The 13,158-nt window shown below is 72.6% G+C and carries 6 protein-coding genes and 1 pseudogene; 2 read left to right on the top strand and 5 right to left on the bottom strand.

The genetic code is table 11. The features are described from left to right. Positions 1 to 94: 94 nt before the first annotated feature. The 4 genes and pseudogenes from AC3CHW_RS01715 to AC3CHW_RS01700 all read right to left on the bottom strand — a co-directional run bounded on the left by AC3CHW_RS01715 (position 95) and on the right by AC3CHW_RS01700 (position 2,920). Positions 95 to 862, bottom strand: coding sequence for a DUF6463 family protein (locus AC3CHW_RS01715; RefSeq protein WP_488469292.1), 768 nt, complete (start codon positions 860 to 862; stop codon positions 95 to 97). Continuing rightward, the gene (locus tag AC3CHW_RS01710; protein ID WP_488469291.1) at positions 859 to 1,542 is read right to left on the bottom strand and encodes a TetR/AcrR family transcriptional regulator; all 684 of its coding nucleotides are present in this window, start codon (positions 1,540 to 1,542) and stop codon (positions 859 to 861) included. Before AC3CHW_RS01710 ends, AC3CHW_RS01715 begins: the two co-directional genes overlap by 4 nt. 111 nt (positions 1,543 to 1,653) lie before the next feature. Beyond that, a pseudogene (locus AC3CHW_RS01705) lies at positions 1,654 to 1,788 on the bottom strand (IS5/IS1182 family transposase); the annotation flags it as partial. A gap of 226 nt (positions 1,789 to 2,014) precedes the next feature. After that, positions 2,015 to 2,920: an MmyB family transcriptional regulator gene (locus AC3CHW_RS01700; RefSeq protein ID WP_488469290.1), complete on the bottom strand. Its 906-nt coding sequence runs from the start codon at positions 2,918 to 2,920 to the stop codon at positions 2,015 to 2,017. A 157-nt stretch (positions 2,921 to 3,077) separates the two neighbouring features. Here AC3CHW_RS01700 and AC3CHW_RS01695 point away from each other — a divergent pair, with 157 nt between their 5' ends. Then, the gene (locus tag AC3CHW_RS01695) at positions 3,078 to 3,860 is read left to right on the top strand and encodes an SDR family oxidoreductase (RefSeq protein ID WP_488469289.1); all 783 of its coding nucleotides are present in this window, start codon (positions 3,078 to 3,080) and stop codon (positions 3,858 to 3,860) included. 295 nt (positions 3,861 to 4,155) lie between these two features. Beyond that, the gene (locus tag AC3CHW_RS01690; protein ID WP_187064144.1) at positions 4,156 to 4,386 is read left to right on the top strand and encodes a tautomerase family protein; all 231 of its coding nucleotides are present in this window, start codon (positions 4,156 to 4,158) and stop codon (positions 4,384 to 4,386) included. A 942-nt stretch (positions 4,387 to 5,328) separates the two neighbouring features. Here the strand turns inward: AC3CHW_RS01690 and AC3CHW_RS01685 are convergent. Continuing rightward, positions 5,329 to 12,936 (bottom strand): SDR family NAD(P)-dependent oxidoreductase, encoded by a 7,608-nt coding sequence (locus tag AC3CHW_RS01685; RefSeq protein ID WP_488469288.1) that lies wholly within the window; start codon positions 12,934 to 12,936, stop codon positions 5,329 to 5,331. Between the last annotated feature and the right edge of the window lie 222 nt (positions 12,937 to 13,158).

The raw sequence follows: 13,158 nt of genomic DNA, 5'->3' as shown, positions 1-13,158 counted from the left end.
CCGTGCCCTGGCCCAGATCTGGATACGGGGGAGGGGGCGGCGTGCTGGTGTGGCGGACGCCGCCCGGCGTGGGGCGGGGCGAGGTGCGCCGGCGTCAGCGGCGGTCGCGGCTTCCGCGCGCGGGCCGCCTGTCCGCCAGCGCGAGGGCGCCGATGCCGATCAGGGCCCAACTCCCGGTGACGGGGAAGGAGATGGTGGCCGTCGGGACACCGACGAGGAGCAGATACCAGCCGAGCTGCGCCGGAACCCGCCCGGTGATGCGCACGACGTGCCGCGTCAGGGTGCCCAGCGCGAGCAGCGTGACGCCCGCCGCCATGAACCACACGGACGCCTCACGCGGCCAGTACCCGTCCGCTTCCGTGTCCACGACGGTGCCGACGAATCCGTCCCGCACGATGTCCATCCAGGCGTTCGGTTGGGCGAAGGCCCAACCGAAGTGCAGTACCGCCGTCGCGATCAGCAGCCTCGGCACCCAGCGGCCCACCGCGCCGATCGGCCGCGCGCCGCCGGGGCTGCCGGGGCCATCGGGGCCACGATCGCGGGCCTCGCGAGCGTCGGACCCGCGACCATGCCCCTCGGAAGCGCCGGGGCTAACACGGTCAACGGAGTTGCCAGACGGGGAGGCGGCAGTCTGGGAACCACCGCCGTCGTCGCGGTCGGCCTCGACGGGCCCGGCGCCCGCCGGTTCGGAAGTGGCGGGGGCGTGGCCGCCCGGCCGGGAGTCAGTGGACCCGTCGCCAACCGGCTGGGGGACGGCGGGTTCGTCACCCCGCGGTCGCGGGTCGACCGGACCGGAGCCGTCCGCCGTGGAGCCGGTGGCGGGCCGGTCGGAGAAGTGGTGGCTGTGCTTGTCGATGGTCACGCTTCCTCCCAGGGCCCGCCGGGCGCGAGCCGGGAGGCGAGCCGGTAGATGTCGCGGAGCTCGCCGGCGGGAAGCGGCGGTACGAGGTGGCCTCCGCCGACCAGCACCAGATAGAGCAGCCGGGCCAGGGGCAACCAGTCGCGCGCCCCGTCGTCCTCGCCGGTGCGGGCGTCACCCGCCTCGGACGGGACGGCCGCCGCGCCGGAGGCGGTGGCACGGCTCGGAGCACCCGAGGGCGGGGGCGGCGTGGGGCACGCGTCGGTCGCGGCGTCCGGGGCCGCGCTCTCGGTCAGCAACTCGTGCAGGTAGGCGATACGCCGCTCGTCGATGCGCCGCTGTGCCGCGCGGGCCTCGGCGTCCCCCAGCGCCCAGGCGCGGACGGCGACTTCGAGCCCCGGACGGTCGCCCTCGTCGGCGAGCGCCAGGTCGAGGAGCCGGGCGAACTTGGCCCCGGCCGGGCCGGAGACACCCTCCACCGCCTCGATGAAGCGGGTCGTGGACTCGGCCTCGAAGTGGGCGAGCAGCTCGGTCCTGAACCCGGTGATGCCCTTGAAGTGGTGGTAGAACGAGCCCTTCGTCAGCCCCAGATCGCCACACAACCGGTCGATCGTCACGGCCCCCGCCCCGTCGGCGGCCAGCGCCGCGAGCCCCGCCTCCAGCCAGTCGCGCTTCCCCGCCATGAGCGCACCACTCCACCCGTCGAACGGCGGACCCCGAGGCTCGTCCACGCGGTCTCTATCCGTACCATACTGTATGGTACGGCGCCCGCCACCGTCCCTGTGGCGATGGCGCCGCCCCCAGCGGGCGAGCGAGGCGAGGTTGACTCCTGCTGTGTAGCGTGCGGCGAGTTCGTCGAAGCGGGTGGCGATCGCGCGCAACTGCTTGAGGCGGTTGCAGCAGCGTTCGACCACGTCGCGGGCCCTGTGACCTCGCAGTCGCAGCAGCGCTTGGTAGAGGCCGAGCTGGAGCTCTGCCCACGCCTCGCGGCGGGAGTCGTCCTCATCGGTCCCTGCTGAAGTGAGGCAGGTGAATGCTGTGCGAGAAGCTGGACGGCTCGACAGGCGTGTCGGCTTGTCCGACCAGCAAGGTCCACCAGCGGGGTAGGTGCCGCCGTGCCTTGCGGGGAAGACGGTCTTCCTCGTGTGGCGCGGGTCAGTGCTGCGTTCCGGATTCGGCCGCGGACAGCCTCTCCGGTGCCGTGCCCTCCGTGACGTTCAGCTCTTGGGTCCCTATGACGGACAGAAGTTCCAACTGTTCGGCTCCACGGCTTCCGGGCGGGGCGGTGAACCACAGCAGTCGTTGCCGTCCGTCCTCGCTGAAGAGGTTGTAGCAGTCGAGTTCGATGACGCCGAGCAGGGGGTGGACGATCCGCTTGTGGTCCATGCGGCGCACCGCGACGTCGTGGGTGTCCCAGAGGGCCGTGAACTCCTGGCTGCGGTGGCGTAGTACGGCGATCATCTTCGTGACCTCCGCGTCCCGGCCGCGCCGTGCGGCTGCTGCCTGGAGGTCGGCCACGAACATCTTGGAGTGGTGCGGGTGGTCCTCGGGCGGGTACATCTCACGCGCCTGCGGGTTGGTGAACCAGCGGTACACGAAGCTCGCCGCCGGGCCGCGGTGTGCCGGGGACCTGCCGAGCAGGGCCAGCGCCAGGTCGTTTTCCACCAGGGTTTCGTGCAGGTCGGTGATGACGCGTGCGGGGGTGTTGGAGAGCCGGTCCAGGAGTCCGAGGAGCGCGGGCTGCACGTGTGCTGATGCTCCGTGTGCGGACGGCGGGATCGGCCGTTCGGCCAGGTGATACAGGTGGTCGCGCTCGTCGCCGTTCAGGCGCAGGGCTCGGGCGAGGGCGGCCAGGGTCTGGGCCGAGGGCTGCACGCCATTCTTGGCGCTGCCGCGTTCCAACTCGGTGTAGTAGTCGACTGACAGCCCTGCCAGCTGTGCGACTTCCTCGCGGCGCAGCCCGGGGACGCGTCGGCGCGGGCCTTGGGGGAGACCGACCTCGCCGGGGCGTATTCGGTCGCGGCGGGTCCTGAGGAAGGCACCGAGTTCTGGAAGGTTCACTCCTCCATGGTCGCTCGTACGACAGAGTGCAGCCAGGGGATGGCAACCCCTGGGTAGGCACAGCCCTGGCTAGAGGCCGGGGACCGGCCGATCGTGGAGGCCACGGCAGGGCGACGGCAAGGCCACGGCCCGCCCCCATCCACCACAGGAGTCAGCTATGCCCCTCCCCACGTCCCTCGATGGGACCGCTGCCCCGGCCCAACCCTCCGCCTCCCCCCGTGTCGCGATCGTCGTCGGCGGCTCGCGAGGCATCGGCCGCCGGACCGTCGGCCGGCTGGTCGCCGACGGGTACGCCGTCGTGGTCGGCTATGCGGGCAACCGGGACGAGGCCGAAGCCGCCGCCAAGGAGGCTGTCGCCGATGGTGGCCGGGCGATCGCAGTGCGCGCGGACGTCGCCGACGAACGCGCGGTCGCGGCCCTGTTCGACGCGGCCGAAGCGGAGTTCGGCGGGGTCGACGTCGTCGTCCACGCGGCCGGGCGGATGCGCCTGGCGCCGATAGCCGAGCTGGACCTGGCCGTCCTGGACGACCTGCACCGCACCAACATCCGCGGCACGTTCGTCGTCGTCCAGCAGGCCGCCCGACGGGTGCGTCCCGGTGGCGCGATCGTGACGTTCTCCACGTCCGTGGTGGGGCTGGCCTTCCCGGGCTACGGCGCGTACGCCGCCAGCAAGGGGGCGGTCGAGGCACTGACGTTGATCCTGGCCCGGGAGTTGCGGGGCCGGGACGTCACCGCCAACACCGTCGCGCCCGGCCCCACGGCCACCCACCTGTTCCTGGACGGTAAGGACGAGGAGACCATCGCCCGCCTGACCGCCCAGCCCCCGCTGGAGCGCCTCGGCACCCCGGCCGACATCGCCGAGGTCGTCGCGTTCCTGGCCTCCCCGGCCGGCCACTGGATCAACGGACAGGTCATCCGCGCCAACGGCGGAATCATCTGAACCGATCGCGGCCCCTCCCACCGAGCGATCAAGGAAAGGCCCTGTCTCGACAAGGCAGGCGTCCTCACCGACATCGACCGTGCGGAAACCCACGACCGGCGTCGCCGGCCCCTGGTAGGCGATCGGGGACCCCAGCCGGATTCATCGCTCCGGACGCCGATACGACCGAGGCCGCCAACTCCCTCCGCGCCGACTTCTTCCGCCGCATCAGACGGAACAGCCTGCCCACCGCAGGCAGCTCTCTGTAACGCCCCACTTCTCTGTAACGCCCCACTGAGAAAAGGAACCAACAGCCATGCCTTTCGCGAACTTCAAGGTCCCCGAGAAGACCCTCACCCCGCAGCAGAAGGAGGAGATCGTCACCCGCACCACCGAGCTGTACGTCGAGATCTACGGTGAGCGCGCCCGCAACAACACCATGGTTCTGGTCGAAGAGGTCGCCGACGGCGGCTGGGGCATCTCCGGCAACGTGCTGACCCTCGCCATGCTCAGCGAGGCGACACCGACCGACACCAGCAACACCTGACCAACCGTCACATTCGCGCGGCCCTCCCCGCGCCGGCCGCGACCGAGGGTCCATCGCCACGTGCGCGGGGAGCAGCGCATCCCGGAGAAGGGGCAGCGTTACGCACCGTTGACCCACGGGTATTCCGCGGGTCGTCCGTGATCCTCATGGGTTGCTGTCGACTGCGCCAGCCCGTGCCAGTTCGACTCGCAGTGGATGATCTCGCCGTGGGAGTCGGCGCGGCAGGCCCGTGAGGAGACGTTGCGTATCTGGTATGTGGAGACGAACTCCCCGACGAAAGTACCGTCGGTTGGCCCTCCGGTTGTGCAGTCGTGGCCCGGCGGCACCTTGCGGTAGTGCCAGCCTGGCGGGTGCGGCCGGTGGCGGCGTCCAGCGGATAGGGGCGCTGGACGCGGATGTCATCCGTCGGGTGTTCCTACGTCATCACGGCGTCCGGACCGGCGGTGGAGAGTCTGAGCCCCGAGCGGGGTGAGCTCCATATGTCCTTGCCGTCGGCCGCGCTCAGCCCCACGACCTGGTTGTCACCCGCCGGCTTGTCGTGCGGCGCGACCCCGCGATCGCCGACGACGGCCGCGCCCTTCTTGTACGTCCCCCTCGGCTGTCCGTACCCGCTGATGGCTCTTGACGTTCACACCGAACAGCCGGCCGCGTCCGAAGACGACGACGAGGTCTCCGGCTCAACCGACCACGTTGGCCCCCCGCCCCTGCCCCCATACCCGCCGAACGCGCCGCGCGTGCGCTGGTGGTCCGCGGCCACGACGGCCTGGACGAGTTCGCCACCGCCGCCCCCACGCACATGTGGACCACCATGGCGAGGGGGGATGGTGCACACATCGTCCGACACTCTGCTTCGGCCTGGGCCGGCCGACCCCGGAAGCTCCGCGCGGCGACCGGGGAGGAGCGTCGTTTCGCGTGGTGCGAGGGTGTGGGCCTTCGCCTGTCTCAGCTTGTCGGAGCGGAGGTTTGCTCGGTGCCCGTGCGGTGTGTCTGGTGCGGGATGGCGGTGTCGGGTTCGGAGGTGTCAGGCTCGGTGGTGCCAGATTCGGTTGTCTCCGTGGGGCGCAGGCCGAGCCGCAGGTACAGCGTCTGGGCGATGTCGGTGAGGGATCCGGTGCTGCCGCGCAACAGTTCCATGGGCGGGATGTCGACGTTGAAGCGTTGGTTGAGGGTGACCAGGAGTTCCGTCGCCATCAGCGAATCGAGCCCGTAGGAGTCCAGCCGACCGTGCGGGTCGATGCCCTCGGGGTCCATCTGCAGGACGCCTGCCAGGATCTCGGTGAGCCGTTCGGTCAGGTGGGTGAGCGCCTCGTCCCCCGACATGCGGGCCAGTGTGCCCAGCAGTTCCTCGTGGTCGAGGCCGTCACCCGCGGTGTTCTGGGGCAGCAGCGGCGACAGCCGGGGACTGCCGAGGGAGGGCATCAGCCGCATTCCCCGCCCCCAGTCACTGCGGATGACACCGGCCACCTCGGCGTCCGAGCCCAGCAGCGTGCCGGCGGCGGCGAGCGCCTCGGATGCGGGCAGCAGGCCGAGCCCGATGTGTTCCATGGCCGGGCCCAGCCCGTTGCGGGCCACGTATCCCACGTCAGCGATGGCTCCCCAGGCGATGGCCAGGCCGGGCCGGCCTTCCTGGCGGCGGCGGCGGACGAGCGCCTCGAGGTAGAGGTTGCCGGCCGCGTACGGTGTCTGCTTGACGTTCCCCAGCGTGGCCGACTCCGAGGAGTACATCAGGAACAGGTCGCACTCCCGGTCGCGCAGGAGGAGGTCGAGGACGGCCGCTCCGGTGATCTTGGGGGCCATGACGGCGGCGATCCGGTCTTCGGCCAACTCGGTGAGCAGGGCGTCGTCCAGGTGCATGGCGCAGTGCACCACGCCGCGCACCGGATGGCGTGAGGCGTCGATGGTGGCCACGACGTCGCGCATGGCTTCCAGGTCGGTGACGTCCGCCGCGTACACGGTGGCCGTCACTCCTCGCGCGGTGAGCGCGGCCCGCACCCGGCTGGCCTCCGGGGCCTGGTCGCCGCGCCGGCTGACCAGGGCGATGTGGCGGGCACCCAGGTCGGCGAGCCACTGAGCGGTGGCCGCGCCGAAGCCGCCGGTGCCACCGGTGACGAGGTAGGTGGCCGACTCGTCCAGTTGGGGGGCGGCCCAACGCCGTTCCACCAGCGGCGGCTCGTCCAGGGGGTCGAAGGAGACGACGACCTTTCCGATGTGGCGCGAGTGCTGCATGAGCTTGAACGCCTCGTCGACCCGCGCGGCGGGATACACGGTGTGCGGCAGTGGTTCGTACGTACCCAGCCGGACCCCCTCACCGAGGCCGGCGACAAGGGCCGCGGACTCCCGCTCGTCGTCCAGCACCTTGGTGAGGTCCACGCCGAAGAAGGCGATGTTGTTGCGGAAGGGCCGCAGGGAGAGCGGCTTGTTCTCGTAGATGTCGCGCTTGCCGAGCTCGACGAAACGGCCTCCGGGCCGCAGGAGTTCCAGGCTGTGGGCCATGGCCTCGCCCGCGAGCGAGTTGACGACGACGTCGACGCCCCGCCCCTCGGTGAGCTGCCTGACCTGGACGGCGAAGTCGAGGGAGCGGGAGTCCAGTACGTGTCGCACGCCCAGGGAGCGCAGCAGGTCGCGCTTCAGGTCGCTGCCGGCCGTGGCGATCACCTGGGCCCCGTGCGCGCGGGCGTACTGGATGGCCGCCAGGCCGACGCCGCCGGCCGCACCGTGTACCAGGACTGTCTCGCCCGCGCGCAGTCGGGCGAGGCGGTCGAGGCTGTAGTGGACCGTGGCGTAGGCGACGGGCATGGTGGCCGCGTCGGTGAAGCCCATCTGGTCGGGCAGCTTCCACACCGCGCAGGAGTCGGTGACGGTGTGCGAGGCCAGCGAGGCGGGTGCGAGACCCGCCACGCGGTCGCCCGGTGCCAGGTCGGTGACCGCTTCGCCGCAGGCGATGACGACGCCCGCGCACTCCATCCCGCACCCCTTCGCCGAGTCGGTGCCCTCGATGGCCTCCTGGGGCAGCCAGCCGACGCTCTGCATGATGTCGCGGTAGTTGAGGGACGTGGCGCGCACCTCGACCAGGACCTCGCCGGGTCCGGGCACGAGCGGGTCCCGCTCCTGCCAGGCCAGCCGGTAGGACAGGCCCGGGTTGTCCACCCGGAGGGTGAAGGGCACGGGCGTGTCACACACCACGGCGGCCGGCCGGGGCAGTTCGCGGGGAACGAAACGGTCGGTCGCGGTCAGCAGGATCTCGTCCTCCTCACTGGGACGCAGGAGTTCCCGTGCGAGCCGCGGGGCCGCGCCGGTGGTGTCCGCGGTGCGCTCCAGGCTGATGCGGCGGCTGGTCAGCCCGGGGATCTCGTTGACCAGGCTGCGGGACATGCCCCACAGGGCCGCGTCCGCCTCATGGGTGACGGCGAGGGACGGGGCGGTTCCGCAGGGCCGGGTCACGAGCCACAGCTCGGGCGGCGTGCTCGCTCCCATGGCCCCGATGGCCGCCGCCAGTGCCCGCAGGGCCTCGGCCCGCTGACAGGCGCGGGCCGTGCGGGAGCCGGGCGCGACGTCCGCCGTCGCGTCGGCGAGGAGCAGGACGACCGCGGTACGTGTGGTGCCCGGCTCCCGGTGGGCCTGCCGCAGGACGTCCGCCCACGTCTCCTCGTCGCTGGTCATGGGCACGGTGCGGACCGTACCGGCGCCCTCCGTGAGAAGGGCGCCCAGATCCGTCGCCATCCCCGACTCGTCGGCGGACTCCGCGGCCAGGACGAAGGAGGTGGCCTCGTCCTGGGCCAGGGAGGGCGCGGGGCGCACGGGGGACTCGGCGACGGCGTCGGACGGGACGGCGGCGAGCAGGACCGAGTGGTCGTCTGCCACGGGGGCCGTGTCGTGGCCGGTGTGCAGTACGTCGGCGAAGCCGCAATCGCGCAGCAGGCTCGGCCACTTGGCGCGCGGCAGCAGCGGTGAGTGGGGCCGCAGCCCGGCGTCGGTGTGGTCGGGGAAGCCGTCCGGGAACCCGAGGTAGGGCAGGAGGGCGAGCGGGTTGTGCGCCTCGATGGCCAGGAGGTGCCCGCCGGGCGCCAGGAGCCCGGCCACGTTTCTCAGGGCGTCGGCGAGGTCGGGTGCCGCGTGCAGGGCGTGGCCGGCCACGACGAGGTCGAAGCTGTGGGGGGCGAGGCCCTGGTCGACGGGGTCCCGCGCGAGGTCGAAGGCGCGGTAGTCGACGAAGTCGAAGGAGGCGAAGCGGCTCTTCACACGAGGGAAGTAGGACGTGGACACGTCACTGACGCAGTAGCGCGTGCGATCGGGCGGCAGCAGGGGCAACAGCGCCGCCGTGGTGGCGCCGGTCCCGGCACCCACCTCCAGCACGCGCAGGGCCCGCCCCCGTGGCCACCTGACCACCATCTCGCGCACGAGGGCCTGCGCGACGCGGTGGTGGAACCGGGCGAGGGGCAGAAGGTCGTGGAAGTGCTCCACCGCTTGCGCGCAGTGGTCGTCGACCGGCGGTTCCGACGGCTCCGCCGCGCCCCGCAGCAGGGCCTCGGCCATGGCGCACTGCCGGGCGACGAGGCCGAGGCCGGCGCCGTGGCCGGGGGCGAGGGAGGCGAGTTCGCGCATCAGGTCATCGGTGGGGCGCCTCGGCGCGGTGAGCCGCCACCGGTCCGGGCCGGCCGGGGTGAGCAGACCGAACTCCTCCATCCGCGGGAAGAGAAGTGCGAACAGCCGCTGGCGCCTCTCCGGCGCCCCCGCGGCCACCAGGTCGTCCGCTGAGAAGGGGAGCGCGGGGTCGGGCAGCAGACTGGCGACGGCCGTCGCCAACTGGTGTGCCCACACCTCCTGCGCCAGTGCCTCGGCGTCCGCGCTGGTGGCCGGCAGCTGTTCGCGCAGCGCGGCGATGCGTCCCGTGGCCGCCTCCCCGACGCGCCGGGGGGAGGGCAACGGGGAGGGGACGGCCGGATCGTCGGCGCGCGGAGCCGCTCGCAAGCGCGTCTCGTGGATGGTCACCGGCGTGCGGCGGGTTCCGGCCACCCGCCGGAGCCGACAGCCGTCGAGCTGCGCGACGGGACGTCCGTCGTCATCGGTGAGCATGATGTCCCAGCACACCTCGTGCGCGGCGCGGCTGCGTTCACGTACCCACACTGCCCCGGTGGACGGGGGCTCCTCCCAGACGCGGATGGCACCGATGAACGCGGGGAGGAACGCGGCTCCGTCGTCAGTGAGGTCTTCCAGCAGGGGGGCACCGGCCTGTAGGGCGCCGTCGAGCAGGGCTGGGTGAACGGCGTACGGCCGGCCCGGGGCGTCGTGGTGGAAGCGCGCCAGCACCTCGCGGTCGCCGACGCGCACCGCGGTCAGCACCTGGAACGCCGGCCCGTACTCCAGACCGCTGGAGGCACAAACGGCGTAGTGGGCCTCACCGGTGAGGTGCCGCGGACAACGGCCGGCCAGCGCCTTGAGGTCCAGGTCGGTGGGGCGGGGGTGCAGCAGGGTCCGCACCTGGGCACGGACGTGGAGGCGTGGCTCCCGGGTCTGGGCGGTGGTGCTGGTGATGGCCAGGACGCCGTCGTCGGGGTTCAGGGCCGTCTGGACGCTGGTGGCGGGGGCCTCGGCCCAGGGCACGACCAGGGCCGACTGGATGTCCAGGTGACTCACCTCGGCGGGGCCACCGAGCATCTCGCGCCCGGCGGCCAGGGCCATCTCGGCGTAGCCGGTGGCCGGCATGAGGACCGAACCTGCGACGCGGTGGTCGTTGAGCCAGGGCACCAGACCCGGTTCGATGCTGCCGGCCCACACGGGGTGCGGTGCGGTGACACGTCCGCCGAGCAACGGGTGCACCAGCGCGCCGTAGCGCTCCCACACGTGCTCGTCGCCGGCCCAGTGGCGCTCGCGCTGCCAGGGATATGCGGGCAGCGTCGCGACCTGCCCGGGGTGGGGGAAGTAGCGGTCCCAGGCGGTGTCGGCTCCCGCGGCGAGCAGCGCGGCGGGCACGGCCGCCAGCGCGCGACGGCCGTCGGTGTCCCTGCGCAGGGTGGGTACCGCAGCCGCCTTCGCCCCGGGGCGGGCGCTGGTGACGCGCCGCAGGTAGGTGCGCAGCACGGGGTGCGGGCCGATCTCGACGAAGACGCCCGCGCCGTCCTGGGCGGCCTGTTCGACGGCCGAGGCGAAGAGCACCGGCCGGCGCACGTTGTGCCACCAGTAACCGGCGTCGAGGGCACTGCCCGGCAGACGGTCGCCGGTCACGGTGGAGTACAGCGCGATCTCGCCCTCACCCGGCGTCAGGCCGTCCAGCGCCGCGCGGAGCGGTTCGGACTGCGGGTCCATGGCGCGGCTGTGGAAGGCGTAGTCCAGGGCCAGGTCGCGGAAGAAGACGCCGCGACCGGTGAGCCGTTCGCCCAACGCGGCCAGGGCGTCGGCCTGGCCGGCGACGGTGACGTCCTTGGGGCTGTTGACGGCGGCGATCTCCAGCGCCTGGCCCCAGGGGGCGATCTCCGCGGACGCCTCATCGGGCGTGAGGCCGACGGCCGCCATACGCCCCAGGCCCGCGGTCGCCGCCTGGACCCGGCTGCGCTCGGCGATCACCTGGGCAGCCTGGGTGAGGGTCAGTGCGCCGGCGGTGTGGGCGGCGGCCACTTCGCCCACGCTGTGGCCCAGCACCATGGCCGGTGTGATCCCGCGGTGGCGGAGCATGGCCACGACACCCAGTTGCACGGCGAACAGCAGCGGTTGTGCGATGTCGGTGGCCTCAAGGCGCCAGTCGTCGGCGGGCAGTTCGAGTTCCTTGGTGACCGACCAGCCCAGGTGGGGGGCGAGTGCGGTGTCCGCCTCCGCCACGGCCGCGCGGAAGACCGGGTCGTCGAGCAACTCGGTGCCCATGCCGGCCCACTGCGAGCCGTTGCCGGAGAAGACGAAGGCGACCTGCCCGCCACGGGCGGCCTCGCCGACGGCCGCGGACACCGAGTCCGGGAGGGGGGCCTCTCGGGCGGCGTCCGTCGAGCCGGTGTGCGCCTGGGCGGCCAGGGCCGCGAAACCGCGGGCGGCCTCCCTGGGCGAGGGGGCGACGACGGCCGCCCGGTGCTCGTGTTGGCCGCGTCGGAGGCAGGAGGTGTAGGCCAGGTCGTAGAACTCCTCGTCACTCGCGTGTGCGAGGCGCTCGGCCATGGCCGAGGCCGCGGCCGACAGCGCGTCCGGCGTGCGGGCACTGGCCAGCAGGGGCAGCCCCTCCGGTGGCGGCACGGGCGCGGCCGGGCGGACCGGGGACGGTGGCGGGGCGGTGAGGGCGACGTGGGCGTTGGAGCCGCCGAAGCCGAAGGAGTTCACGCCCACGACGGGCCGTGCGGCATCGGTCAGATGCTGCCGCTCGCTCGTCAACCTCAGTCCGAGCCCGGTGAAGTCGATGTCCGGGTTGGGGGGTTCGGCGTGCAGTGAGGCGGGGGCGACACCGTGCCGCAGCACCAGCAGCGCCTTGCAGAGCCCGGCCATCCCCGAAGCGGGTTCGAGGTGACCGACGTTGGTCTTGACCGAGCCCACGGGCAGCGCGCCGGTGATGCGGCGCACGCCCAAGGCCCGGCCGATCGCCTGGGCTTCCAGCGGGTCCCCGGCGGGGGTCCCGGTCCCGTGTGCCTCGAAGTAGACCAACTCGTCCGGGTCGATGCCGGCCTCCGCGTAGACCCGGCGCAGCAGTTCCTCCTGCGCCCGAGCGCTGGGCAACGCGATCCCCGTGGTGCGTCCGTCGCTGTTGCTGCCACTGCCGAGGATGACCCCGAGCACCCGGTCCCCGTCGGCCAGGGCGTCCGTCAGACGCTTGAGGACCACCAGGCCGCCGCCCTCCGCGCGCACGAAGCCGTCGGCCCGCGCGGAGAACGCCGCGCAGTGCCCGCGCTTGGACAACATGCCCGCCTGGGAGAACCCCACATAGTGGAAAGGGCTGAGCACCAGGTTGGCACCACCGCACAGGGCCGCCCGGCTGGTGCCCTCCCACAGGGTGTGACAGGCACGGTCCAGGGCCACGAGTGAGGACGAGCAGGCGGTGTCCACCGTCATGCTCGGGCCGCGCAGGTCGAACGCGTGGGACAGGCGGTTGGCGGCCATGGACGAGGCCGCGCCCACCATCGTGTACGGGTTGATCTGCTGTGCCGACACCATCACCTGGGTGCCGTAGGAGGTGTCGCAGATGCCCACGTAGACGGCCGTGTCCGTGCCGGCGAGTCGGTCGGGGGCGATGGCCGCGTCGTCCAGGGCTTCCGTGGCCAGTTCCAGCAGCAGCCGGTGCTGCGGGTCCATCTGCGCGGCTTCCTTGGGGGACATCCCGAAGTACCCGGCGTCGAACCCCGCGATGTCGTCCAGGAAACCGCCGGCCGCGGTGTAACTCCGGTTGGTGCGGGCCATGTCGTGGGTGACGAACCGACGCGCGTCGAACCGGTCCGGCGGCACCTCGCCCACCAGGTCACGGCCCTCGCTCAGGGCAGCCCACAACGCGTCGAGGTCGTGGATGCCGCCTGGCAGGCGACACGATGCGCCGACGATGGCGATCGCCCGCTCCGGGGCTTCACAGGCCAGGTGCTGGGACATGGGGGGCCTTTCACTGTGCCGACACGACAGCAACTCACCGTAGCCGATGGCCGCTTGTGGGAGTACGCACAGTCACCGCGCTGGCCGGCTTTTCCGCGAACCACGCGGACGAGTGTTGCCCCCTCGTCCCACGGCCCGCCGCTCGTGCGGGTGATTGTGCGCGGCCATCCCCTGCGCCGCCCTCCGCGGCGAGCCGCGACCGCGTAGCGTCCGGGCTCTTCC

Source organism: Streptomyces sp. MGP-BFMKR1 (assembly GCF_057766585.1).
The sequence above is the reverse complement of the archived record's forward strand: the minus strand, read 5'-3'. Positions and strand labels throughout refer to the sequence as shown.